This window comes from Sulfitobacter sp. M05 (assembly GCF_029285175.1).
Lineage (GTDB): Bacteria > Pseudomonadota > Alphaproteobacteria > Rhodobacterales > Rhodobacteraceae > Sulfitobacter.
Map to the genome: position 1 here is coordinate 103,113 of NZ_JABEDH010000005.1, position 24,596 is coordinate 127,708.

28 protein-coding genes are annotated in these 24,596 nt (G+C 57.6%); 22 read left to right on the forward strand and 6 right to left on the reverse strand.

Annotated features, from left to right (window positions below; genetic code table 11):
• The first annotated feature begins 42 nt into the window (after nt 1-42).
• From folK to recO, 11 genes are all read left to right on the forward strand, one after another.
• Nucleotides 43-678, forward strand: coding sequence for a 2-amino-4-hydroxy-6-hydroxymethyldihydropteridine diphosphokinase (gene folK, locus HKX44_RS17105; protein WP_276152582.1), 636 nt, complete (start codon nt 43-45; stop codon nt 676-678).
• A gap of 62 nt (nt 679-740) precedes the next feature.
• A complete protein-coding gene (gene rpoZ / locus HKX44_RS17110) occupies nt 741-1,094 on the forward strand; it encodes a DNA-directed RNA polymerase subunit omega (protein ID WP_025043502.1) in 354 nt (117 codons plus the stop codon).
• Between the two features lie 42 nt (nt 1,095-1,136).
• The gene (locus tag HKX44_RS17115) at nt 1,137-3,278 is read left to right on the forward strand and encodes a bifunctional (p)ppGpp synthetase/guanosine-3',5'-bis(diphosphate) 3'-pyrophosphohydrolase (RefSeq protein ID WP_276152583.1); all 2,142 of its coding nucleotides are present in this window, start codon (nt 1,137-1,139) and stop codon (nt 3,276-3,278) included.
• Between the two features lie 57 nt (nt 3,279-3,335).
• Nucleotides 3,336-4,001, forward strand: a complete 666-nt coding sequence (locus HKX44_RS17120; RefSeq protein WP_276152584.1) for a DUF2062 domain-containing protein — start codon at nt 3,336-3,338, stop codon at nt 3,999-4,001.
• Nucleotides 4,002-4,012: 11 nt separating this feature from the next.
• Nucleotides 4,013-4,774 carry a pyridoxine 5'-phosphate synthase gene (locus HKX44_RS17125; protein ID WP_276152585.1) on the forward strand — a complete coding sequence of 254 codons (762 nt, stop codon included), beginning with the start codon at nt 4,013-4,015 and terminating at the stop codon, nt 4,772-4,774.
• Nucleotides 4,774-5,184, forward strand: coding sequence for a holo-ACP synthase (acpS, locus tag HKX44_RS17130; protein ID WP_276152586.1), 411 nt, complete (start codon nt 4,774-4,776; stop codon nt 5,182-5,184). Before HKX44_RS17125 ends, acpS begins: the two co-directional genes overlap by 1 nt.
• 91 nt (nt 5,185-5,275) lie before the next feature.
• Complete coding sequence (gene lepB, locus HKX44_RS17135) at nt 5,276-6,112, forward strand: signal peptidase I (protein WP_276152587.1); 837 nt, start codon at nt 5,276-5,278, stop codon at nt 6,110-6,112.
• Nucleotides 6,109-6,795, forward strand: a complete 687-nt coding sequence (rnc, locus tag HKX44_RS17140; RefSeq protein WP_276152588.1) for a ribonuclease III — start codon at nt 6,109-6,111, stop codon at nt 6,793-6,795. Before lepB ends, rnc begins: the two co-directional genes overlap by 4 nt.
• Nucleotides 6,792-7,718, forward strand: coding sequence for a GTPase Era (gene era / locus HKX44_RS17145; RefSeq protein WP_276152589.1), 927 nt, complete (start codon nt 6,792-6,794; stop codon nt 7,716-7,718). The genes rnc and era overlap by 4 nt, the downstream gene beginning before the upstream one ends.
• Nucleotides 7,719-7,782: 64 nt before the next feature.
• Nucleotides 7,783-8,112 carry a DUF1491 family protein gene (locus HKX44_RS17150; protein ID WP_276152590.1) on the forward strand — a complete coding sequence of 110 codons (330 nt, stop codon included), beginning with the start codon at nt 7,783-7,785 and terminating at the stop codon, nt 8,110-8,112.
• Nucleotides 8,112-8,846, forward strand: a complete 735-nt coding sequence (gene recO, locus HKX44_RS17155) for a DNA repair protein RecO (RefSeq protein WP_276152640.1) — start codon at nt 8,112-8,114, stop codon at nt 8,844-8,846. Before HKX44_RS17150 ends, recO begins: the two co-directional genes overlap by 1 nt.
• 61 nt (nt 8,847-8,907) lie before the next feature.
• On the opposite strand, the gene HKX44_RS17160 is transcribed toward recO, so the two are convergent.
• From HKX44_RS17160 to HKX44_RS17170, 3 genes are all read right to left on the reverse strand, one after another.
• Nucleotides 8,908-9,315, reverse strand: a complete 408-nt coding sequence (locus HKX44_RS17160; protein ID WP_276152591.1) for an META domain-containing protein — start codon at nt 9,313-9,315, stop codon at nt 8,908-8,910.
• Between the two features lie 4 nt (nt 9,316-9,319).
• Complete coding sequence (locus tag HKX44_RS17165) at nt 9,320-9,850, reverse strand: TetR/AcrR family transcriptional regulator (protein ID WP_276152592.1); 531 nt, start codon at nt 9,848-9,850, stop codon at nt 9,320-9,322.
• 62 nt (nt 9,851-9,912) lie between these two features.
• Nucleotides 9,913-11,601 (reverse strand): acyl-CoA dehydrogenase family protein, encoded by a 1,689-nt coding sequence (locus HKX44_RS17170; protein WP_276152593.1) that lies wholly within the window; start codon nt 11,599-11,601, stop codon nt 9,913-9,915.
• Nucleotides 11,602-11,745: 144 nt separating this feature from the next.
• Here HKX44_RS17170 and HKX44_RS17175 point away from each other — a divergent pair, with 144 nt between their 5' ends.
• Entirely contained in the window at nt 11,746-12,510 is a 765-nt protein-coding gene (locus HKX44_RS17175) for a sulfite exporter TauE/SafE family protein (RefSeq protein ID WP_276152594.1), read from the forward strand.
• A gap of 4 nt (nt 12,511-12,514) precedes the next feature.
• Here the strand turns inward: HKX44_RS17175 and HKX44_RS17180 are convergent, their stop codons facing one another.
• Nucleotides 12,515-12,874 carry a helix-turn-helix transcriptional regulator gene (locus HKX44_RS17180; RefSeq protein WP_276152595.1) on the reverse strand — a complete coding sequence of 120 codons (360 nt, stop codon included), beginning with the start codon at nt 12,872-12,874 and terminating at the stop codon, nt 12,515-12,517.
• 153 nt (nt 12,875-13,027) lie between these two features.
• Between HKX44_RS17180 and HKX44_RS17185 the strand changes: the two genes are divergently transcribed.
• Entirely contained in the window at nt 13,028-13,969 is a 942-nt protein-coding gene (locus tag HKX44_RS17185; protein WP_276152596.1) for a LysR family transcriptional regulator, read from the forward strand.
• A gap of 100 nt (nt 13,970-14,069) precedes the next feature.
• Nucleotides 14,070-14,786: a hypothetical protein gene (locus HKX44_RS17190; protein WP_276152597.1), complete on the forward strand. Its 717-nt coding sequence runs from the start codon at nt 14,070-14,072 to the stop codon at nt 14,784-14,786.
• A 60-nt stretch (nt 14,787-14,846) separates the two neighbouring features.
• On the opposite strand, the gene HKX44_RS17195 is transcribed toward HKX44_RS17190, so the two are convergent.
• On the reverse strand, nt 14,847-16,445 hold the full coding sequence (locus HKX44_RS17195; protein WP_276152598.1) for a phosphoenolpyruvate carboxykinase: 1,599 nt from the start codon (nt 16,443-16,445) through the stop codon (nt 14,847-14,849).
• 360 nt (nt 16,446-16,805) lie between these two features.
• Here HKX44_RS17195 and HKX44_RS17200 point away from each other — a divergent pair, with 360 nt between their 5' ends.
• The 7 genes from HKX44_RS17200 to HKX44_RS17230 are packed head-to-tail and all read left to right on the forward strand — an operon-like array spanning nt 16,806 to nt 22,182.
• A complete protein-coding gene (locus tag HKX44_RS17200) occupies nt 16,806-17,507 on the forward strand; it encodes a response regulator transcription factor (RefSeq protein WP_025043520.1) in 702 nt (233 codons plus the stop codon).
• Nucleotides 17,508-17,540: 33 nt separating this feature from the next.
• Nucleotides 17,541-19,232, forward strand: coding sequence for a sensor histidine kinase (locus tag HKX44_RS17205; protein ID WP_276152599.1), 1,692 nt, complete (start codon nt 17,541-17,543; stop codon nt 19,230-19,232).
• A 3-nt stretch (nt 19,233-19,235) separates the two neighbouring features.
• Nucleotides 19,236-19,673, forward strand: coding sequence for a serine kinase (locus HKX44_RS17210; protein ID WP_276152600.1), 438 nt, complete (start codon nt 19,236-19,238; stop codon nt 19,671-19,673).
• Entirely contained in the window at nt 19,670-20,587 is a 918-nt protein-coding gene (rapZ, locus tag HKX44_RS17215) for an RNase adapter RapZ (RefSeq protein WP_276152601.1), read from the forward strand. The genes HKX44_RS17210 and rapZ overlap by 4 nt, the downstream gene beginning before the upstream one ends.
• The gene (locus tag HKX44_RS17220; protein ID WP_276152602.1) at nt 20,584-20,976 is read left to right on the forward strand and encodes a PTS fructose transporter subunit IIA; all 393 of its coding nucleotides are present in this window, start codon (nt 20,584-20,586) and stop codon (nt 20,974-20,976) included. The genes rapZ and HKX44_RS17220 overlap by 4 nt, the downstream gene beginning before the upstream one ends.
• Nucleotides 20,977-20,988: 12 nt before the next feature.
• Nucleotides 20,989-21,258, forward strand: a complete 270-nt coding sequence (locus HKX44_RS17225; protein ID WP_276152603.1) for an HPr family phosphocarrier protein — start codon at nt 20,989-20,991, stop codon at nt 21,256-21,258.
• Nucleotides 21,259-21,309: 51 nt separating this feature from the next.
• Nucleotides 21,310-22,182, forward strand: coding sequence for a lysophospholipid acyltransferase family protein (locus HKX44_RS17230; RefSeq protein ID WP_276152641.1), 873 nt, complete (start codon nt 21,310-21,312; stop codon nt 22,180-22,182).
• Nucleotides 22,183-22,509: 327 nt separating this feature from the next.
• Here HKX44_RS17230 and HKX44_RS17235 read toward each other — a convergent pair whose 3' ends face one another.
• Nucleotides 22,510-23,385: a 3-hydroxybutyryl-CoA dehydrogenase gene (locus tag HKX44_RS17235; RefSeq protein WP_276152604.1), complete on the reverse strand. Its 876-nt coding sequence runs from the start codon at nt 23,383-23,385 to the stop codon at nt 22,510-22,512.
• A gap of 156 nt (nt 23,386-23,541) precedes the next feature.
• On the opposite strand from HKX44_RS17235, the gene HKX44_RS17240 reads away from it, so the two are divergent.
• On the forward strand, nt 23,542-24,372 hold the full coding sequence (locus HKX44_RS17240) for a DUF6473 family protein (RefSeq protein ID WP_276152605.1): 831 nt from the start codon (nt 23,542-23,544) through the stop codon (nt 24,370-24,372).
• Nucleotides 24,373-24,596: the final 224 nt, after the last annotated feature.

The window sequence follows — 24,596 nt, forward strand, 5'->3', positions numbered from 1 at the left end:
CTTCCCAACGACTCTGCGCCGTTTACCTAAGGATTTTTGATCATGTCGCAAGCCCAAGATCACGGGGAAATGAGGGGGGAGCCACTCAAATCCTTCACCTGTTTGCTTTTGGCGCTTGGCGCTAACCTGACGTCAACTATTGGAGCGCCGGAAAAAACCCTCCGGGCGGCGCTGGAACTTCTCAAATTAAAGGGCGCGGCGATTCGCGCTATAAGTGATTTCTATACTACACCTGCATTTCCTGCGGGCAATGGCCCAGATTATGTGAATGCTGCCGCCGTGATTTATGCCCCTTGGGGGGCGGCGCAAATGCTCGACATCTGTCATGGTATCGAGGCTGAAATGGGCCGCACCCGGGAAACGCGCTGGGGGCAGCGCACGCTTGATCTGGATTTGATTGCGGCGGGGGATCTGGTTTTGCCCGACCCGCAAACGCACCAGAAGTGGCGCAACTTGTCCCCGGATGCCCAGCGGTCACAGGCACCTGGCGAATTGATTCTGCCGCATCCGCGTCTTCAGGATCGCGCCTTTGTGCTTGTACCGCTGGCGGATGTGGCCCCTGATTGGGTCCATCCGGTGCTGGGGTTAACCGTGCTGCAAATGCGTGACACGCTTGATCCTGTTGACCTTTTGGCGGTGCGGGCATTGCCCGACCGGCAAGAGAATAACGGCTTGTAAATCCGGCCAAAGCAGCATAGATAGCGCACTTCTGACTGACCCTTGAGATATTGGAGGCTTCCATGGCCCGCGTTACCGTTGAAGATTGCGTTGATAAAGTTCCGAACCGGTTCGAGCTTGTCATGCTGGCGGCCCATCGTGCCCGTGAAATCTCTGCTGGTTCTGCTGTTACTGTTGATCGCGACAATGACAAGAATCCGGTCGTGTCCCTGCGTGAAATCGCGGATGAAACCCAATCTGCGGATGATCTGCGCGAGCGCCTGATCGAAAGCAACCAGAACCAGATCGAAGTTGACGAGCCTGAAGAGGACGCAATGGCGCTTCTGATGGGGGCCGAACAGGACAAGCCGGAAGAAGACAGCATGTCCGAAGAGATGCTGCTGCGGCAGTTGATGGCGGCACAGGGGCAGGGCTAGGGCTTACCCCCTCCCGCGGCTTGCGGGTGAAGAGGCAGATTGATGGACACGACTGAAATCACTGCCGATGATCTGGTGGCCCTTGTCCGGGCCTATAATCCAAAAACCAATGAGCCGCGCCTGCGTGCGGCTTACGACTACGGTGCCCAGATGCATGAAGGGCAGTTCCGCCATTCCGGCGAGCCCTATTTTACGCATCCCGTGGCTGTCGCTGCGATCCTCACCGAACAGCAGCTGGATGATGCCACGATCATCACTGCCCTGTTGCATGACACAATCGAAGACACGCCAGCCTCTTATGCCGAGGTTGAAAAGCTGTTCAGCACAGAGGTTGCAGAATTGGTCGACGGGGTGACCAAGCTCACCAATTTACAGCTCAACTCGACCGAAACCAAACAGGCCGAAAACTTTCGCAAGCTTTTCATGGCGATGTCCAAGGACCTGCGGGTCATTCTGGTCAAACTTGCCGACCGTTTGCACAACATGCGCACGATCAAGGCGATGCGCCCCGAAAAACAGGCGCAGAAAGCCCGCGAAACCATGGACATCTATGCGCCGTTGGCCGGTCGTATGGGGATGCAGTGGATGCGCGAGGAACTGGAAGACCTGTCTTTCCGCGTTCTGAACTCAGAGGGGCGCGCCAGCATTATCCGCCGTTTTATTACCCTGCAACGCGAAGCAGGCGATGTGATCCAGCGGATCACCGGTGACATGCGGCACGAACTGGAACAGGCCGGCATCGAAGCCGAAGTATTTGGCCGCGCCAAGAAACCCTATTCGGTCTGGCGCAAGATGCAGGAAAAGCAGCTTAGTTTTTCACGTCTTTCCGATATCTACGGCTTTCGAATTCTGACCACCAGCGAAGAAGATTGTTACCGCGCGCTTGGTATGATCCATGGCCGCTGGCGTGCGGTCCCGGGCCGCTTCAAAGATTACATCAGCCAGCCGAAATCAAATGGCTATCGCTCGATCCACACCACCGTGTCAGGGCGCGATGGCAAGCGCGTCGAGGTCCAGATTAGAACCCGCCAGATGCACGATGTTGCCGAAACCGGCGTGGCCGCGCACTGGTCTTATCGGGATGGCAAACGATCCAAAAACCCCTTTGCCGTTGATCCGGCAAAGTGGATTTCCCAGCTCAATGAACAATTCGACGCCGAAGAAAACCACGAGGATTTTCTAGAAGCCGTCAAGCTGGAAATGTACGCGGATCAGGTGTTCTGCTTCACGCCGAAGGGGGAAGTGGTCAAACTGCCGCGCGGGGCGACACCAATTGATTTTGCCTATGCGATCCACACTCGTATCGGGAATTCTTGCGTTGGAGCGAAGGTCGACGGGATGCGGGTACCGCTGTGGACCCGTGTGAAAAACGGCCAGTCCATCGAGATCATTCGCGCCCAAGGCCAGACACCGCAAGCGACGTGGCTGGATATCGCCACCACCGGCAAAGCGAAATCTGCTATTCGCCGGTCCCTGCGTGAGGAAGACCGCGCCCGATTTATCAAGCTGGGGCGTGAACTGGCACGGTCCGCCTTTGCACAAGTGGGCAAACGTGCCACCGAAAAAGTAATGCGCACCGCGGCAAAAAGCTTGCGGTTCGACGGGGTCGAGGACTTGCTTGCCCGTCTTGGTAGTTCGGAGATTACCGGTCGTCAGATCGTGCAATCGGTTTATGCCGATCTGGCCCCCAAACACGGCGCCGAAGTCGAAGCCGCACAAGCGATTGTAGGTCTTGACCCCGGCCAGAGCTTTGACCGGGCTTCCTGCTGTACACCGCTTCCGGGCGAGCGCATCATTGGTATCACATTCCGCGGCGAAGGGGTGACCCTGCACGCGATCGACTGTGAAAGGTTGGCCGAATACGAGGACCAGCCGGAACGTTGGGTCGATCTGCGCTGGCACGAAGGGAATCACCCGGCAGTCTATGGCACGGTGCTTGACCTGACGATGGGCAACGGCGCGGGCGTTTTGGGGCGCATCTGTACCTTGATCGGCGAGGCCTCCGCCAATATCTCGGACTTGGAGTTTCTGGAACGCAAACCGGATTTTTACCGCCTTCTGATTTACCTTGATCTCAGGGACGTGGCACATCTGCACAGCTTGATGCTGACCCTCGAAGCGGAAAGTGACATCGCTGCGATTTCAAGGTATCGCAAAATTGACGCCATTTCGCCCAGCCGATGACGTTCACAAATACGATGCCCTTAAGGGCCAACGAAAGACCGATGCAGGACAGCTGAATTGATATTCAAACGCCGCGACCCAAAACCTACACTGCGTGCGGTGGCCGAATTTATGTGGCCTCGTGGCGGTTGGGCACGTGCGTTCCACTATGTCAAACACCGTATGCGTCGCTTGCCTGACAGTCCCGAACGTATTGCGCGCGGGGTCTGGGCCGGGGTCTTTGTGACCTTTACGCCGTTGTTTGGTTTCCACTTTCTTGCTGCGGCCCTGCTGGCCAAGCTGATGAAGGGCAATATTCTGGCCTCGCTTATGGCGACATTTGTCGGCAACCCGTTTACTTTCCTGTTCATCGCCTTGTCCTCACTCAAGACGGGGCACCTGTTGTTGGGCACCGAACTGCCCGAAGGCGAGTTGCGCGCGCTTAGCCGTAAATTTGCGGAGGCCGGTGCCGACCTGTGGCACAACTTCGTGTCAATTTTCACCGCAGCTGAAATGGATTGGTCCAGCCTCACGGTTTTTTCACGCGATGTCTTCTATCCTTATCTCATTGGGTCGATCATTCCGGGCATCACCTGCGCGACCATTGCTTATTATCTGGCGGTTCCCCTGCTTCAGGCGTATCAAAAACGTCGACGGGGGTTGATTAAGGCCAAGTTCGAGGCGCTCAAACAGAAAGCCGCAGTAAAAGCGGATGGCAAGCGCAAGGTCGACGAGGCCAAGTAGGAGACACGAAAATGGGATTGAACGAAAAACTGCGCCTTGGCGTGAACATTGACCATGTCGCAACCGTGCGCAACGCACGTGGTGGGGCCTATCCTGATCCCTTACGGGCTGCAAAAATTGCCGAGGCCGCAGGTGCCGACGGCATCACCGCACATCTGCGCGAAGACCGCCGCCATATCTCGGATGCTGACATCGAAGGGTTGATGGATGTTCTCAGCGTGCCATTAAATTTTGAAATGGCCGCGACCGATGAGATGCAGAAAATTGCCCTGCGTCACAAACCCCATGCGGTTTGCATCGTGCCCGAGAAACGCGAAGAACGCACAACCGAAGGCGGGCTTGAGGTTGCGCGCGAGGAAAACAAGCTGGCGCATTTCATCGCCCCCCTGCGCGAAGCCGGCAGCCGCGTGTCGATCTTTATCGCCGCAGATGCCCGCCAGATCGAAGCGGCCAACCGCATCGGAGCTGAGGTGATCGAACTGCACACCGGTGCCTATTGCGATGCCTTTGCAGAGGGCAAATGGCCCGCCGCACAGCAGGAGTTGAAAAAGCTCGAAGAAATGTCCGCCTTCGCCCATTCGCTGGGGCTTGAGGTACATGCTGGTCACGGGCTGACCTATGACACGGTGTCGCCCATCGCCGCTTTCCCTGATGTGCGCGAACTGAACATCGGGCATTTCCTGATTGGCGAGGCGATTTTTCTGGGGCTGGAACCCGCGATTGTCAAAATGCGCGCGTTGATGGATGCCGCACGGGCGGATGCGGCTGGTTGATGATCCTTGGCATTGGCACTGATTTGGCAAATATCGACCGGATCCAGGGCACCCTGGACCGGTTCGGGGACCGGTTTCGCGACCGTGTTTTTACCCCGGTGGAGCAGGCCAAGGCCGAAAGGCGTAAGGATGTCGCGGGCACCTATGCCAAACGCTGGGCCGCCAAGGAGGCATGTTCCAAGGCCTTGGGCACCGGTCTGCGCATGGGAATATCATGGCGGGACATGGCGGTCAGCAACCTGAAGACAGGTCAGCCGGTGATGGAAGTCACCGGTTGGGCCGCCGAACGTCTTGCCAGTATGACACCCGCAGGCCACGCGACGGTGATCCATGTGACCCTGACCGATGATCACCCATGGGCACAGGCCTTTGTTGTGATCGAGGCGCGCCCGCTGTCAGATGGCGAATAATCCACCCGTAACGGGCTGTCACTGCGCCCATTGCTTGACAGTACCGCCGCCCGCCCTCATGTAACCCCAAATCGCATAAAAGGGACGCCGCATGGCCGACAAGGAAAAATCCGGCAACGCCTTTGTCGAGACCATCAAAACAATCGTTTACGCGCTGGTCATCGCCGGTGTGTTTCGCACCCTGTTCTTTCAACCGTTCTGGATCCCTTCCGGGTCGATGAAAGAAACCCTGCTGATCGGGGATTTCCTCTTTGTGAACAAGATGGCCTATGGCTATTCTTATGCGTCCTGTCCGTCGTTGATGCTGCCCAATCTCGGCATCGAAGTGGATGCCCGTGATGTCTGCGGCAGCTTTGACGGCGACAACACCCGTCTATTGGGCGGCACGCCGGAACGCGGTGATGTTGTGGTGTTCCGCCATCCGGTCTCGGGGCGTGACTATATCAAACGTCTGATTGGTTTGCCCGGCGACACGGTGCAGGTGAAACAGGGGCTGGTCTATCTGAACGGTGAACCGGTCACGGTCGAAGACGCTGGCGTGTTTGAGGAAAAAATGACCGCGCAAGGCCCGCAACGCCTGCGCCCGCGCTGTGAAAACGGCCCTGTCGGCGAAGGCGGATCTTGTCAGAAGTCGCGCCAGATCGAAACCCTGCCCAATGGCGTCTCTCATCCGATCCTTAACATAGGCAATCAGCAATCCGACAATACTGGCGTCTATTCCGTACCGGCGGGCCACTATTTCTTTATGGGTGACAACCGCGACAATTCCGCAGACAGCCGTTTGGCCCAGCAGGTTGGCGGTGTCGGTTTCGTCCCTTACGAAAACCTGATTGGGCGTGCCGACCGGATCATGTTCAGCTCGGCCGGACGTTCGATGCTGTTTTTCTGGACATGGCGCGGTGACCGTTTTTTCAAAGGGGTTGAATGAAGCTGAGCGGCGATCTTCGGGCCTTTCAGGGCCGTATCGGGCATGAATTCTCCGATCCCGCGCTTCTGGTTCGTGCGGTGACTCACGCCTCGATGTCATCCGCCAACCGCGACGACAACCAACGGCTTGAATTTCTGGGGGATCGTGTTCTGGGGCTGGTGATGGCCGAGGCATTGCTGGCCGGTGACCGGCAGGCCACCGAAGGACAGCTTGCCCCGCGCTTTAACGCGTTGGTGCGCAAGGAAACCTGCGCCGATGTCGCCCGCGAGATTGATCTTGGACAGGTGCTGAAACTGGGCCGGTCGGAAATGATCTCCGGCGGGCGGCGCAAGCAGGCGCTGCTTGGCGATGCAATTGAAGCGGTAATCGCAGCGGTCTATCAGGACGCCGGTTTCGAAGCCTCCCGTGACTTGATTCTGCGGCTCTGGGGCAACCGGATCAATACCGTAAAAGATGATGCACGCGACGCAAAAACTGCATTGCAGGAGTGGGCACAGGCCCGCAAATTTGCCCCGCCGAAATATGTCGAAGTTGCCCGGTCCGGACCTGATCACGCACCGGTGTTTACGATTGCGGCGCGACTTGAAAACGGAGCCGAGGCACAGGCCACCGCCGCTTCGAAACGCAGCGCCGAACAGGCCGCCGCAACCTCGCTTTTGGCGCAACTGGAGAACAACAAATGAGCAGCCCTGACACCGCAGGACAAAGCGCCGGATTTATCGCCCTGATCGGGGAGCCGAACGCCGGCAAATCCACACTGTTGAACCGGATGGTTGGGGCCAAAGTGTCGATTGTGACTCATAAGGTGCAAACCACCCGCGCCCGCATCCGCGGCGTCGCCATGGAGGGCAATGCGCAGTTGGTCTTTGTTGACACACCGGGCCTGTTCCAACCGCGCCGCCGGCTGGACCGCGCGATGGTTGCCGCCGCATGGGGCGGGGCATCGGACGCTGATATCGTGGTGCTGTTGATCGAAGCGCACCGCGGCGTGACTGAAGGGGTGGAACGGATCCTTGAAGGGTTGGCCGAGGTCGGGCAGGGCCGCAAGGTGGCTTTGGCGATCAACAAGATTGACCGTGTCGAGGCACCGGTGCTGCTGGGGCTGACCCAGAAGCTGAACGAACTCTACCCCTTTGCCGAGACATTTATGATCTCTGCCGAAAAAGGCCATGGTGTGGACCTGCTGCGCAAATGGCTGGCAGGCGAATTGCCCGCGGGGCCATGGCTCTATCCTGAAGACCAGATCGCCGATCTGCCGATGCGGATGATTGCAGCGGAGATGACCCGCGAGAAACTTACCCTGCGGCTGCACCAGGAATTGCCCTATCAGTTGACGGTGGAAACCGAAAACTGGGAAGAGCGCCCGGATGGATCAGCCCGGGTGGATCAATTGGTCTATGTGGTGCGGGATGGTCACAAGGGGATCGTGCTGGGCAATAAGGGCGAGACGATCAAGGCCGTGGGTAAAGCCGCCCGCGAAGAGCTGGAAGCGTTTTTAGGTCGACGTATTCATCTGTTTTTGCAGGTAAAAGTGCGTACGAATTGGCTGGAAGAGGCCGAGCGTTATACTGAGATGGGGCTGGATTTCAAAGACGGGAATACCTGATCGGGCCTCGCGTCTGCCGGGGGACCCGAAGTGAGTTTAAAGGCAAGATGAAGGGGATACCGTTGTGCCAAGATTGACCGCACGGTTCTGGGTCGATGCCTATCTGGCCCGCTTGTCAGTGTATGATATCCCTGCGTTTGTTGTGGCCCATGGTGATGATACCGGCGGCGCAGTGCTGGTGAAACTTGCGACGCTGGACGGGCAGGCGGTGGTGTTCCAGCGTTCTTTTGATCTGATGAGCGGCACCCGCCAATGGGTCGAGCTGCACAAGGGTGATGAGCCCGATGTGGACGAGGCCATCAGCCGGCAGCGCGGGTTTGATCCGGACCTCTGGGTGATCGAAGTTGAGGACCGACAGGGGCGTCACCTGCTGGATCAAGATGGTCTAGAATGATGGAGTGGCGTGATCAGGGGATTCTTCTTCGGACGCGCCGCCATGGTGAAACCTCTGTTATCATCGAAGTGTTCACGCCTGAACACGGGCGACATGCGGGGATCGTGCGGGGCGGCACCAGCCGCAAGATTGCGCCAATTCTACAGCCCGGGGCGCAGCTTGACCTGATCTGGCGCGCCCGCCTTGAGGATCACATCGGCAGTTTCACGGTCGAACCTTTACGCAGTCGTGCGGCCACCGCCATGGCCAACCGCCAGACCTTGGCAGGGTTGAACACGGTGACGGCTTTGCTGTGTTTTTGTCTGCCGGAACGTGAACCGCATCTGCCGCTTTACGCCCGCACCGAAGCTTTGCTGGATTTGCTGGGGATATGGGAGGTCTGGCCATTGGCCTATCTACAGTGGGAAATGGCGCTGTTGGAGGAAATGGGCTACGGGCTTGATCTGGGCAGTTGCGCGGTGACCGGGGCAACCGAGGGGTTGGTCTATGTTTCGCCGAAATCGGGGCGGGCCGTCTCGGCGGCAGGGGCTGGTGAATGGGCCGACAGGCTGTTGCCTTTACCGGGCGTGTTGCGTGGCTGTGGGGATGCATCGGATGCGGATATTGCGCAGGGGCTGCATACCACCGGTTATTTCCTCAGTGCCCACCTGGCTGCCGATCTTGGCAACAAGCCCTTGCCGGAAGCGCGGGCGCGTTTTGTCGATGGGTTTAATGCGCCCGGCCTTAGACCGTAAGCATCTCGCATCCTCACTGTCCCGAAAACACGCAGCCTGGCAGGGTATTGGGGAGGCATGTTTAAGGTCGGGCGTTCCCGTCGTGGTGCCTGAACACCATCAGCGGGCGTTCTTCATCTGACAGCGTCAGGGTGCTGCCTTTGATCACCGCGACATTCACCGCACCAAGGGCTTGAAAAAATGCCTGTTCGGCTTGCAGATCGGGACAGGCCCGACGGGTGGCAGCGATTGGACCAATGTCGATCCATGGATAGGGGGCGGTGTTGTGGCTGTGATAGCGGTTGCACGGGGCTGTACCGGCGATCCGGTTGCGGCTGGGAAAAGTCAGGGTGGCGGTTGCATCAAAGGCCTGCCCGTTCAGGGTGCGCAGGTGCCATTCATGGCCCGCCCCGCCATAGCTGCGCAGGGTCTCATCTTTCTGGAAAATGGTCAGGGACAGGATGATGGCAAGGATGATATGTCCCGGCATGGCGTTAATCCAACGCCAGAATGGTGTCGACCAACGTGCCGAACGGGCCACCATCAGGGGGGGTGCCGGACGTGCCGTCCAACAGCGGTAGCCCGATCAATGTGGCCTGTAGGGCGCGGGCGAAATCGGGGTTGCCAAGACCCAGCGTTGTCAACAACCGCCCCAGCAGGTGCAGCCGCTCGGTGTCGACATCTGCCAGAACCTGTGCTGTCTGATCATTACTTTGCGCCCATGCCCGCAGTTTCGGCTCAACCGGATCGGCCAATACGCTTTGGCCGAAATCGCGCAGCCGTTTTTCGGCTTCGCCGGATGCACTCACGGCATCCATCACCTGTTGCAGAGCGCGGGCCTGCCAAGTGTCCAATAGTGCTGCGTGAAATGCAGGAACGTCTTTGAAATGCCAGTAGAATGACCCTTTGGTGCTGCCAAGGGCCCGCGCCAGAGGTTCCGCCGCCAGCGCAGCAGGGCCCGAGGCCACAAGGGCGTCAAAACCGGCAGAAACCCATTTATCAGGGGAGAGGCGCGATTTGGTCATAGGGATCCGTATCGCCGCGCTGACAGGAGGGCAAGTGCAGGCCCTCCTGTCGGCAGACGGGTCTAGCCAAGGAGGCGACGTGCAATCACCTGTGCCTGAATTTCTGCCGCGCCTTCAAAGATATTCAGAATGCGGGCATCGCAAAGGACACGGCTGATCTTGTATTCCAGCGCAAAACCGTTGCCGCCGTGAATTTGCAGACCATTGTCCGCTGCGGCCCATGCAACGCGTGCCCCCAACAGTTTCGCCATGCCGGCCTCGACGTCACAGCGGCGGCCCTCGTCTTTCTCGAAAGCCGAGAAATAGGTGAGCTGACGAGCAACCATCAATTCAACCGCCATCATCGCGATCTTTGAAGAAACGCGCGGGAAGTTGATCAGCGCCTTACCGAACTGTTTGCGGTCCTGTGCATATTGCATCGACAGGTCCAGCGCGGATTGCGCCACCCCGATGGCACGGGCCGCGGTCTGGATGCGGGCGGATTCAAAGGTTTCCATCAATTGCTTGAAACCTTTGCCCTCTTCGCCGCCCAGCAGGTTCTCACCTTTGACGTTGAAACCGTCAAAGCCCAGTTCGTATTCCTTCATGCCGCGATAGCCCAGCACCTCGATCTCGCCACCGGTCATGCCCTCCGTCGGGAAGGGGTTGGCGTCATCACCGGGGGTCTTTTCTGCCAGAAACATCGACAGGCCCTTGTAGTCGGTCGTCGTGGGGTCGGTGCGGGCCAGTAGGGTCATCACATGTGTGCGCGCCGCATGGGTGATCCATGTTTTGTTTCCGGTGATTTTGTAATCATCGCCATCCTTAACTGCACGCGTGCGCAGCGAGCCAAGGTCGGAACCGGTGTTCGGCTCGGTGAAAACCGCCGTCGGCAGGGTTTCGGCGCTCGCGATGCGCGGTAACCATTTTTCTTTTTGTTCCTGCGTGCCGCCAGCAATAATCAGCTCGGCTGCAATTTCTGACCGGGTGCCCAGTGATCCGACGCCGATATATCCGCGCGACAGCTCTTCCGAGACCACACACATCGACGCTTTGGACAGACCGAATCCCCCGAATTCTTCCGGGATGGTCAGGCCGAACACACCCATTTCGGCCAACTCGTTGATCACCTCCATCGGGATCAACTCGTCTTTCAGGTGCCATTCATGGGCGAAGGGCTCGACCTTTTCGACCGCGTAGCGGCGGAACTGCTCGCGGATCATCTCAAGCTCTTCATCCAGGCCCGTGGTTCCGACAGTGATGTTTGCCGCTTGCTCCTGCATCAGCTCGACAAGCCGGGTGCGTGCCGCCTGAGTGTTGCCGCCTTGGGTCAGCGTCTGGATTGCGGGTTCCATCAGGCCGCGCATGTCGTCTTGCGACAGGCCCATATCCTGAAGCCGCAGAACCTCGCCCTGGTTCATCTGGATGCCGCCGTAGATCTGCCAAAGGTATTCACCAAAGGCGATCTGGTGGATCAGCTGTTCGGTCTCGCCGAACTTGCCGTCTTTCTCCAGCGTTTCGGCCCATGTCTGCATCTGGCGCAGGGACTGCGCATATGTGGCCAGCCACGCAAGGCCGTGGGCTGCTGTCTGATGTGCTTCGATCAGACCCGCCGAGACGCGCCCGTCCTTGCTGACCAATGCGCGCACGCTTGTTTTGGCCTTTTCCAGCAGGGCCTCAACCGGGGGCACCGCTGCCGCGCTCAAACCGAGCAGATCGTTCAGCAGGACCGGTGCCTGCTCCATTGCCATGTCCTGACCGTCATGTGCCATCGTGTCGTTCCCCTTATTGCTGCATTGCAAATAGCGCCTTCGCAGGTGCAGCACAACAAAGATACGTTTTGCTGCGTCATTTTGTTCGAAAGTTTCGCAGTGAATTTCGAGGTGCAGCAAAAAACTGAGGTGTTAAGGAGGGGCATGGAATCCACTTTTCCCTTTTTGACAACAATCGCCCTGCTGCTGGCTCTTTGTATCGCTTTTGTGGCGGGATTCGTCAAAGGTGTGGTCGGTTTCGCGCAGCCGCTGATTCTAATTTCGGGCCTGACCTTGTTCCTGCCGCCTGAAATTGCGCTGGCAGGGCTGATCATTCCGACGTTGGTGACCAATGCCATGCAATCCCTGCGCCATGGGCCACAGGCGGCATGGGCATCGGTCAAGGCCTACCGTGTGTTCTTGATATCCGGGGGCATCACGCTGGTGATTGCGGCGCAATTGGTGCGTGTGGTGCCCGAAGATGTGTTGCTGATAGCGATTGGTGTGCCGGCCTTTGCCTATGCTGCGCTGCAATTGGCCGGTATCGGGTTCTCACTGGCCCGCCGCCATGCCGCCATAGAGGCGTTGGTGGGGGGGCTCGCCGGGGTGATCGGCGGGCTGTCCGGTGTATGGGGGCCGCCCACGGTGATGTACCTGACGGCGCTTGGTACCCCCAAAGCGGACCAGCTACGGGTGCAGGGGGTGATTTATGGAGCAGGGGCCGTGGCGCTGTTCGGTGCGCATCTGACGTCCGGCGTGTTACGCGCCGAGACGATCCCCTTTTCCATATTGCTTATCCTACCTGCCGTTCTGGGCATGTGGGCAGGAGGCAGGGTGGTCGACCGTATTGATCAGGCGGTGTTCAAGCGGGCGACGCTGTTTGTGCTGTTGCTCGCCGGGGCCAACCTGATCAGGCGGGCCGTGTTCTAGGGGGTCAGCTGCGGCGGGCGACGGTAACCCCTGAAACGTCCTCGATGAAGGTCACGATACGTGATTTGACGTCTTCGTCTTTGATGGCTGCCAGAGCTGTGACAATCTCCATGCCAGCGTCCTTTACAGGGGCTTCATTGGTATTGTCGTGAAGGCCATCGAAGAAGAACGATGGCGGCACGTCCAGGATTTGGGCCAGTTCGAATAGCCGGCTTGCTGCGACGCGATTTGATCCGATTTCGTATTTCTGGATCTGCTGAAAAGACAGGTTGAGCTTTCGCGCGACGTCAGTCTGCGACAGCCGTCTAAGTGTCCTGATCTGTTTGAGCTTACGACCAACGTGGATATCGACAGGGTGTGACATATAGTGAACCTCAGGTTGTACAATCTGAAACTGTAGTCCCCCGATCCGCTCTCATATTCAATTGCATACATTTTCCCGTCAGAAGTGAATTTATCGGACAAAGATGGAGTATTTTTGTTGCTATAGTGGATGATTTGTTTACCAATCCGCTGCATGAATCATTCATCATCAATCAAAAGCTCGGGCGCGGACCGGGCCTCGGATGTGCCGCCAGCGCTGTTGTTCGAAATGATCCGTTCGTTTGTGACGCTTGCGGCAACCCTGAACCTCAGCCATGCGGTCAAGGAATTGGACAGTACCCGCCAGACCGTGCGCCGACATATCGCCCAACTGGAAGCCGCTATGGGCGCGCCATTGTTTCTCGTTGAGGAGCGGCGCTATAGCCTGACGTCTTTGGGGCAAAGTGTCCTGCCGGATGCGCAGGATATTCTGGCGCGCGGTAAAATCTGGTTGAGCGGTCAGTCCCGGACCGTTGGCGTGTTGCAGCGCTTGCAGGCGAATGTCGGCGATTGGGATTTCTATCAACAACAGCAACCGCTGGGCAAAGTGTGGAGCGATCCGTCATTACTGCTCCGAGAGACTTTGCGGGCCTGGACAATGGCTTGTGGCGAAATCGAAAGCCGGTGGTTTTCTCACGTGCGGCCTTACCTGATTATTTACCGTCAGTCCGATATCGGATGGATCTGTGTCGAATTCGGGGAAAAGTCGGTTTATGTAAAATGGTTTGGGCTGGATTACGCGCGTTCCAGTATTGGCCGCCCGATCAGTCAATTACCTGCCGGTATCGAATTCTCGAATTTGATTTATGAAGCCTTCGAAGAAGTGCAAGCCGCGCAAGTGCCACGCCTTGATCACGTCTTTACCCGAATGCCGCGGGGCGGTTCGGATGATTTGGCCCCAGTTGCCTATCAACGCTTGATTTTTAGCGGTTCGTTTCCTGACGGATCACCGGCGGTGATGTCATTGGTATTGCCGGTGCAAGAGGTAAATATTGCGGATTTGGATCCGAAAAATGACTTCGTTCTGGACGCAGTAGAACAATTCGAATTCCCGCCCGAAGAGGCCGTTTTTGAAAAGTTATTGGATGATAAATAATCCATCCATATGTTAATTTTGACGATATGATGTCAAAAGTCGGGTAATTGTTGGGCAATTGAATTAACCTTTCATCAGCATTTGTGAAAGGATCGAAACAATGACTCTTCAATTCCCCCGCGACGCAGCACCATTTATCGCAACGAGCCGCGACATATTGCGTGCGCATGGCATTGAGGTAACCATAGGTAGTAATTTCGAGGAATACAGTGCGATCATCAAAACCGAGCGCAAGGTGCAGAACCTCGGTGCGCCATTCGACTATGAGCAGTTCGACCTGAAGGAGAATCACGCGTTCTGGCTGACCGGGCGCAACGCCGAGGGTGACTTAATTCACACACAAGCGGCCAAACGGGTGCCGCTGAAAGGCAAGACGCTGGCCGGATATCTGCTGAACCACTTCCGTGATTTTCCGCCGCCGATCCCCGGCGTCGACTTCGAACGCTCGCGGTACCGTGCGACCCCGGGAGCGCATCGCATTCTGGGTAATGTGGTCTATCATGGCGAGGTCTGGATGGCCCCCGAAGAGGGGCGGTATCGCGGCTCTGGCCTGTCCACGGTTCTGGCGCGCACAGGGCTCTACGAGGTTATGCGCCGCTGGAATGCTGACTACATCTATGGCTTCATGCTGCGTCAGGTGGCCTTCAAGGGCTTCGCAGAGCGCATGGGGTACATGCACAACGAGCCGGGCACGCTGCACTGGCATGTCGCCGGGCGTGATCACCCACTTGAGGCCTTCCTGACCTATCTCAGTCAGGAAGAGGCGCGCTATCTGCTGGATATCCCGGTCGAAGACGTGATGTTTCAGGCAGCATAGTAAAAACGAAAACGGGGCCGTTGAGAAATCAACAGCCCCGTTTGCTTTGGTGTGATGGTCTTAGCCGATTGCGGCTGATTTCACATCATCGTCGATGAACGGCATGAAAGGCGCAAAGTTCTCAGAGAACATGCTGACCAGTTTGGCCGCCTGACGGTCATAGGCTTCTGGATTGTCCCAGGTGCGGCGTGGATCAAGCAGGATGTCGGCGACACCGTCCACGGAGACCGGTACTTCGAACCCGAAATTCGCGTCCTTGCGATAGGTTACCTCTGCCAGATCACCCTCAAGGGCGGCGGTCAACAGGGCGCGGGTTGCCTTGATCGGCATCCGGCTGCCTGTGCCATAGGCCCCGCCGGTCCAGCCGGTGTTGACCAGCCAGCAGGTTGCGCCATGCTGGGCAATCTTTTCGCGCAGCAGGTTGCCATAGACTTCAGGACGGCGTGGCATGAAAGGCGCGCCAAAGCAGGTCGAGAATGTTGGCTCGGGCTCGGTCACGCCGCGCTCTGTGCCGGCAACCTTGGAGGTAAAGCCGGACAGGAAGTGATACATCGCCTGTGCCGGTGTAAGTCGCGCGATGGGGGGCAAGACGCCAAAGGCATCGCAGGTCAGCATGATGATGTTCTTGGGGTGACCGCCAACCGCTTTTTCCGATGCGTTGGAAATGTAGTGCAGCGGGTAGGCGCAGCGCATGTTTGCGGTCAGGCTGTCGTCGTCAAAATCCAGCTCTTTGGTTTCTGGATCAAACACCATGTTCTCGATCACGGTGCCGAACTTGCTGGTGGTGTCGTAAATTTCCGGCTCAGCCTCGCGGCTCAGGTTGATTGTTTTGGCATAACAGCCACCCTCAAAGTTGAATGTGCCGTTGTCGGACCAGCCGTGTTCGTCATCGCCGATCAGGGTGCGGTTAGGGTCCGCCGACAGGGTCGTCTTGCCGGTGCCGGACAGGCCAAAGAACACGGCCGTATCAACCGGATTGCCCGTGGCGTGGTTGGCAGAGCAATGCATCGGCATGATGCCCTTTTCTGGCAACAGGTAGTTCAGCAGGCTAAAGACCGACTTCTTGTTCTCGCCAGCGTATTCGGTGCCGCCGATCAGGATCATCTTGCGGTCAAAGTTCATCGCGATCACGGTTTCGGACCGGCAATCGTGTTTTGCCGGGTCTGCCTGAAAGCTGGGGCAGTTGATCACGGTGAAATCCGCAGTGAAATCGTCAAGGTCTTCGCGTTCCGGGCGTCGCAACATTGTACGGATGAACAGCCCGTGCCACGCCAGTTCGGTAACCATGCGGACGTTGATGGCATGACGCGGGTCGGCCCCACCAACCAGATCCTGCACAAAATACTCTTTGCCCTGCATATGCGCGATCATGTCAGTATAAAGGGCGTCAAACCCTTCGGGAGACATTTCGGCGTTGTTTTCCCACCAGATCGTGTCAGTCACGCTGGGTGTCTTTACAACATGTTTGTCCTTCGGAGAGCGGCCAGTGAACTTGCCGGTTGTGACCAGAAAGGCACCACCGTTACCAAGTGTCCCTTCGCCACGCTTCAGCGCGGTCTCGACCAGCGCTGGCTCCATCAGGTTATAATAGACATCGCCCAGCCCTGTGATCTGTTGATCTTCAAGGCGGAACTGCGGGTTTACCCGTCCAAATGTCATGCAAATTCTCCTGTAGGCGCATAATATGACGGCACAGAGCAGACGTGAGCGCCCGACCCGGCCGCGACCCTTGCGGGCCATATCGCGCCTCTTAGCACGAGGGTTTGCGCAATGAACAGACGAGCGGAGGGAGTTAGCGCCATCATGCCAAACTTTGCCGTCAGAGCGCGACGTCACGGCAATCTTGCATGTCGAATCCGGTGAAAAGTGCGGCAATTTAGCCATTCCTAACCAAATTATGGCGGAAATGTGTCCGGCAAGCAGAGTGATTCGAAGTTAGAGATTGATTCGGGAGGGAAAAATGACGATCAATGTCACAAAACAAAAAAGCAAATATTGAGCAGTACAAGGAAACAGGCAATGTCAAAAATTGCATTGGTGGATGACGACAGGAATATCCTGACGTCCGTATCGATGACTCTTGAAGCCGAAGGTTTCGAGGTGGAAACTTACAACGATGGTCAGGCCGCGCTGGACGCGTTCAACAAAAAGCTGCCCGACATGGCCGTGCTGGACATCAAGATGCCGCGCATGGACGGAATGGATTTGTTGCAGCGCCTGCGCCAGAAAACCGCAATGCCGGTGATCTTTCTGACGTCCAAGGATGACGAGATTGACGAGGTGCTGGGGCTGCGGATGGGCGCGGACGATTACGTCAAGAAGCCGTTTAGTCAGCGTTTGCTGGTCGAGCGTATCCGCGCATTGCTGCGCCGTCAGGACGCGGTCGAGACCGGCGAGGTCGGGGATACCGAAGAAACCAAAGTGATGGACCGCGGTGATCTCAAGATGGACCCCCTGCGCCATGCGGTGACATGGAAGGGCAAGGACGTTTCCCTGACCGTCACTGAATTCCTGTTGTTGCAGGCGCTTGCCCAACGTCCCGGTTTTGTTAAGTCGCGCGACCAGTTGATGGACGTTGCCTATGACGATCAGGTCTATGTGGATGACCGCACCATCGACAGCCATATCAAGCGTCTGCGCAAGAAGATGCGCACAGCGGATGATGAGTTCTCCGCAATTGAGACGCTTTATGGTATCGGTTACAGATACAACGAAGAGTGATCTGATCCGGTGGCGATTGCCGAAAGGAATTTTGTGCGTGATCTAAGCACACCAGCGCGGGATGGCGATGTTGTTCTGGGCGACGATTGGGTCGCGCCGGACAATACCGGTTCCGATGAAATGCGCGTCCGCCGGGAACGGCGGGGGTGGTTTTCGCTGCGTGGCTCGCCGCTCACGCGCAAGATCATTACCTTTAACCTGATTGCATTGAATATTCTCGTGGCGGGTATTCTCTATCTGAATTCGTCACGCGATTCCCTGGCCGTACAACGGGCGGCGGGGCTGGTCTCCGAAGCGGAGCTTATCGCGGATGTGATTGAGGCCGGGCTGCCAAAGGACGCAGCCGTTGATCTGGCCACCGGCGTTGACGTCGCCGCCGTTCTTGATGGCATTGATTTGCGCAGTGGCATTGATGTTTTTGTGTATGACACATCCGAAACCCTGCTGGCCCGATCCAAGGGAGAGCTTGCCCTTGGATCATGGGACGATCCCGGTTCCCACGGCCGCACTGTCCTTACCGACGGGCTGAACTGGATTTGGGAACAGCTTACCGGTCTGATCGGCGCGTCAGAGCCACGCACTGTCCTGCCGCTGACCGAGCAATTCAAGCCGTTGGTCGCCAAAAGCCTGCAAAGTGGTCCGCGCATCGAGGAAACACTTGATGGCGAAGGGGGCACCCTTTTCACCGTGATGACCCCGATCACCCAGAACGGCACCAGCATCGGTGTGGTTGCGATTGCCTCGGCTGCTGGCGAAATCGACAAACTTGTGCGCGGCGAACGCGAACGTGTATTGCAGATGTTTGTCATCGCAACCCTTGTTTCTGTGGGGCTCAGCCTTGTCTTGGCCTCGACCATCGCCAACCCGCTGGCCGATCTTGCCGCTGCCGCTGAGCTGGGCCGTGACAAGGATGCCCGCAAGGTGAACCCGGGCCGTATCCGTATCCCCGATCTGACCGCCCGTCCTGATGAAATCGGGCGTCTGTCCGGGGCTCTGCGCGGCATGGTGTCCGCGCTTTACAACCGGATCGACGGCAACGAACAATTTGCCGCTGACGTGTCTCACGAGATCAAAAACCCGCTGGCCTCGCTGCGCTCTGCGGTGGGGACGTTGCGCATGGTGAAACGCGACGACCAACGCGAAAAACTGTTGGATGTCATCGACCACGATGTGCGCCGCCTAGACCGCCTAGTCAGCGATATTTCCAACGCGTCACGGCTTGATGCCGAGTTGGTGAAGGAAGAAGAAGAAGAATTCGACCTGCTGAATATGGTGGCAAACCTTGGCCAGTATCTGGGGGAAGATGCCAGAAAAAAAGGTATCGATTTCATCACCGATTTGCCTGAGGAGCCGATTACTGTGCTGGGCTTGGAGGCGCGTCTGGCGCAGGTGTTTGTCAACTTGATCACCAATGCGATTTCCTTTTGCGAAGACGGTGATGCGATCCGCGTTTGGGCGCGTAAACGGGAAAACCGTGTCCTTGTGGTAGTCGAGGACACCGGCCCCGGCATTCCCGAACAATCCTTAGCCAAGGTGTTCAAACGGTTCTATTCCCAACGCCCGGATGAGCATTTCGGCAATAACTCGGGCCTTGGTCTGGCGATTTCGAAACAGATCGTAGAGGCCCATGGCGGCGTGATTTGGGCCGAAAATATTCGCCCCACCGAGGCCGACATCACCTCTGATCCGCTTGGCGCGCGGTTTGTGGTCGGCCTGCCTACCTGAGGCATGTCGATACAGGCCCCTTCAACCACAATTCATGCAACCAGCGTCTGTCTGGACGGGCGCGCCCTGTTGATCTGCGGCGACAGTGGCACGGGCAAGTCGGCGCTGGCCCTGCAATTGGTCGCCCTCGGGGCCAAACTGCTTGCGGACGACCGCACCACACTTGACCTTGTCGATAACAGGCTACACGCCCGCTGCCCGCCCGCCATTTCGGGACTGATCGAGGCGCGGGGCGTTGGAATACTGCGTCTTCCAGCGGCAGACCCGGCCGCGGTGACGCTGGCCGTCGATCTGAACAGATCCGAAACCGCGCGCCTGCCCGCCCCCCACAGCACCAGCTTTCTGGGTACTGCGCTGCCCTGCCTCTGGGGCGCTTCCGGGTCACATTTTCCGGCTGCCGTCTTGCATTGCCTGCGCCATGGGATAAGTCACAATGTATGAGCGATTTCACGCCTTCATCCACCGCCCCGTTTCCCTTGCCGAAACGCCGCATCGTGCTGGTGACCGGCCCCTCGGGCGCGGGCCGTTCCTCGTCTCTCAAGGTGCTTGAGGACGCCGGTTTCGAAGCCATCGACAACCTGCCAATTCGTCTCTTGCCTGCCTTGCTGGACGGCGCGGGGCAGGAACGCTCAGTTGCGCTGGGTATTGACGCGCGAACCCGGGATTTCTCGTCCAGTGCGCTGATTGATCTTCTGGGCCAACTCGCCGCCCGCGACGACCTAAGCGCTGAACTGCTCTACCTTGATTGTGCGGCGGATGTTCTGTTACGGCGTTTTTCGGAAACCCGTCGCAGACACCCTTTGGCCGGGGGCGGGCCGCCGGTTGTGGGGATTGAGCGCGAACAAGATCTGCTGCGTCCCCTGCGCGCCCGCGCGGATGTATTGATCGACACCACCGGTTTGACCATTCACGAACTGCGCAACGAGGTCGAACATTGGTTCTCCCCCGGCGGGCAACACTTTCTTACCATTTCCGTGCAATCCTTCTCTTATAAACGCGGGCTGCCGCGGTCGATTGACATGGTCTATGACTGCCGTTTCTTGCGAAATCCCTATTGGGAACCTGCGCTGCGTGCGGCCAACGGACTGGACCCACGCGTGGCGACCTATGTCGGACAGGACCCCCGGTTTGATGCTTTTGCGGATCAGGTTTTCGGGCTCAGTGAACTTTTGTTGCCGGCCTATAAACAGGAAGGCAAATCCAATATTTCCATTGCCTTCGGTTGCACGGGCGGGCAACACCGGTCTGTGACATTGGCAGAAGATCACGCAAAGCGGCTTGCACAGTTGGGCTGGCAGGTGTCAATAAGGCATCGAGAGCTTGATCGGCAGAACGAAGTGAAGGCACAGATGTGATTGGTATCGTGATTGTTGCACATGGCGGTTTAGCGCAGGAATATCTTGCGGCGATTGAACATGTTGTGGGGTCGCAAAACGGTATGCGGGCCATTGCCATCCAGGCCGACCATGACCGCGCCGTCAAACAGGACGAGATATGCGGCGCTGCTGATGCCGTTGATCAAGGGGCTGGTGTGGTCATCGTCACCGATCTTTTCGGCGGCTCCCCTTCCAACCTATCCTTGCGGGCCTGCCAGCCAGACAACCGGCGTATCATTTACGGTGCAAATCTGCCGATGCTGATCAAACTGGCAAAGTCACGCCAGATGGACGTGCCCGACGCCGTGCGCGCCGCTCTTGAGGCGGGTAAGAAATACATCGACAGCCAGAATGTCAGCACCTCCTAAAGGCACGATTAAATGACCCAGATTTCCCTAGAGATTGTAAACATCAAGGGCCTGCACGCGCGGGCCTCGGCCAAATTGGTCGAAGTGGTGGAGGCATTTGATGCCCGTGCCGAGGTCAGCAAGGATGGCATGTCTGCATCAGGTGACAGCATCATGGGGCTTTTAATGTTGGCAGCGGCCTGCGGAAGCACTATTGAAGTTGTCACTTCCGGCCCGGATGAGGTGCCTCTGGCCGAGGCATTGACCGCGCTGGTGGCAGATAAGTTCGGCGAGGGCGACTGACGTCCGCATATGGACCTGTAAAGGGTGACTGTCTTGGCAAATGACGTACAGCTGGTAACGGATGACACAGGTGTCGCGCAGACAGGAACCGATGCGGCGGCGGTGAAATACGACCGCAGCAGCCTGTCTTATGCCTCTACTTTCGATGATCCCATCAAAGCGCGCATCATCAGCGCCATTGAGCTGCTGACTGGCAAGCTGACGATCCTGCGGCTGGTGCGCAAGTTCGAACGCGACGGTGCCCCCACCGGGCAGGCCTTCTGGCGGGGCGCACTGGACACCATGGGTATTGACCTTACTACACCACAGGCCCAGCTGGATCGCATCCCAAAAGAAGGCCCCGTCGTTGTGGTCGCCAACCATCCGCATGGCATGGTGGACGGGATGATATTCGCTGACCTGATTGGCCGTGTGCGCCCGGATTATCGCATCCTGACACGCTCCCTGCTGACCTCCATCGACGAGGTCGCAGGCAGTTTTATGATTCCGGTGCCCTTTCCCCATGACCCCGACGCGCAACGCAAAGGCGTTGAAATGCGGGCCAATGCGATGAAACACCTTAAGGAGGGCGGTGTTGTCGCGCTGTTCCCCTCCGGGGTTGTTGCGGCCTCGGACACATGGTGGGGCTCGGCCGTCGAAGCGGAATGGAACGTCTTCACCGCCAAGATGATCCGCCGCTCTGGGGCCACCGTGGTGCCGATGAAATTCCCCGGGCAAAACAGCCGCGCTTATCAGATTGCCAATAAGCTCAGCCCGATGTTGCGTCAGGGCCTGTTGCTGCACGAGATTGTCCACGCCTGCAACAAACCTCAGGGGCCGATCGTTGGCCACCCGATACCGCAGTCCGAGATCGAAGAGCGGGCCAATGATCCGCGCGGCTTTATGGCTTGGTTGCGGGCGCATACCTTGGGGCTGAAAGATTAAAGCGTCCAGCCTTTAACCAGAAGTATTTCATAGCACCAATGCCCCGAGAACACGCAGCGTGGCAGGATCATGGGGGCCTGACCTTAAACCAGCCACCAGTCTCCCCTCTTTTTGGCCTTAAATACTGTCCGCACTCACCAACGCCCACCGCTCGCCTGCGTGGGCCGAATTCTCGCGCGCCTCATCCCCGCGACCTTAACCTTAATGGTGACCTGCCAGTTTTCCGTCAGGCATGGCGTTTTCGAACATTGGTGAGGCGCGATGCATCAGGTCTAGGGCCAGACGCATTGGGGAATGCTTCCGGCCTTAGATATTTCGATACCCACGTTAGCGGGTCGGAACCGGCACGTCCCCACGGTAGTCGTAAAAACCGCGCTGTGATTTGCGCCCCAGCCAGCCGGCCTCGACGTATTTAGTCAACAACGGGCAGGGCCGGTACTTGGTATCTGCAAGACCGTCGTGCAACACATTCATAATCGCCAGACAGGTATCCAACCCGATGAAATCCGCCAGTTCCAGCGGTCCCATTGGATGGTTCGCACCCAGCTTCAATGAACTGTCGATTGACTGAACGTTCCCCACGCCCTCATACAGCGTATAGACCGCTTCGTTGATCATCGGCATCAGAATCCGGTTTACGATAAAGGCGGGAAAGTCCTCGGCAGAGGCGGATGTCTTGCCCAGTCTTTCCACCACATTCTTGCAAGCGTCAAACGTCGGTGCATCAGTTGCGATGCCGCGGATCAATTCGACCAGTTGCATCACCGGCACGGGGTTCATGAAGTGGAACCCCATGAATTTCTCGGGCCGGTCGGTGCGGCTGGCCAGGCGGGTGATTGAAATCGAAGAGGTGTTCGATGTTAAAATCGTTTCCGGCTTAAGATGCGGGATCAGATCTTCAAAAATCGCCTGTTTGATGGTCTCGCGCTCGGTGGCGGCCTCGATGATCAAATCGTTGGGGCCCAGCTCGGTCAGCACAGTTGTCGTGGCAATCCGCCCCATGGCTGCTTTCATCTCGTCTTCGGAAATCTTGCCCCGTCCGACCTGCCGCGACAGGTTGCCCTCAATTGTATTGACCGCCGCTTTCAGGGCATCCGCACTGATGTCGTTCATCGTTACGTCATATCCCGCCAGTGCCATCACATGGGCAATCCCGTTACCCATTTGTCCTGCGCCCACGATGCCGATTGTCTGAATATCCATCAGAAGTCCTTTCAAGAGTTACGCCACAATAGGGGCTGGAAGGGGCGGGCTGCAAGGGCGCGAATTGCCGAGAATTAAAAGCAAAATCATCGCTTAACATTATCGCAAGCTGCACAGGCCACTGTGAGCCTCGGGTGAATAAAAAAGGTGGGTGAAATGACCTATGATGTATTGGGGGCTGCGCCTCTCGACTATCTGCCGTGCCGTTATGGCGCGTCAAAACTTCTGTTTCGGGGGCCAAAGCGCGATCTGAAACTTCCCTATCTGGCCTTTGTCGGGGCCACGGAAACATACGGAAAATTTCTCGACAAACCGTTTCCCGCGCTTGTTGAGGAGACGCTGGGGGTGAACTGTGCCAACTTTGGCCAGATCAACGCGGGCATTGATGCCTTTACCGCCGATCCTTTTGTCATGGATGCCGCGACAGAGGCGCAAATCGCTGTGGTGCAGGTGATGGGGGCGCAAAACATGACCAACCGGTTTTATGCGGTGCATCCGCGCCGCAATGATCGCCTCGTCAGCGCCTCAACCTTGCTTCGCACGATTTACCGCGAGGTGGATTTTGCGGATTTCCATTTCAACAAACATTTGCTGAAATGCCTGATGGAAGTTTCACCGGAACGCTTTCAAACCGTTCGCGAAGAATTGCAACAGGCGTGGCTGGCGCGGATGCGCCTGATGCTTAAACGTGTTGCGGGCAAGTCTATTCTCTTGTGGTTCTCCGACCATGCGCCGCTGGAAAGTGGTGCTACGCCCGATGACATTGGCCGTGACCCGCTGTTCGTGACCCGTGAAATGATGGATGAAATCACACCACTGGCGACCGAAGTGATCGAAGTTGTCGCCACAGACACGGCGCTGGCGCAGGGCACGCAGGGCATGATTTTTGACGAGATGGACGTGATGGCTGCCTCCGAAATGCTGGGCCCGCTGGCCCACCAACAAGCGGCGGACGCTTTGATCGAGGTCATCGGCAAGCTGCGGTAACTGTCAACCATCAGATGCGTTTGACCTGTGCGGCAAGTGCCTGCCTTCCCCAGGAACCGGCTATGGTGCGAAATGCACCGGATGGCCGGTTCCGCAGGACAGACCTACATCCAATAGTTAACTTATGCCGTAAATCTTGATCTTGTAATTAGGAAGGCAAGTACGCAACCAAGAGCGCAGACGAATACTCTAAAATATGGGGATGCAGGTTCGAACGCTGAGAA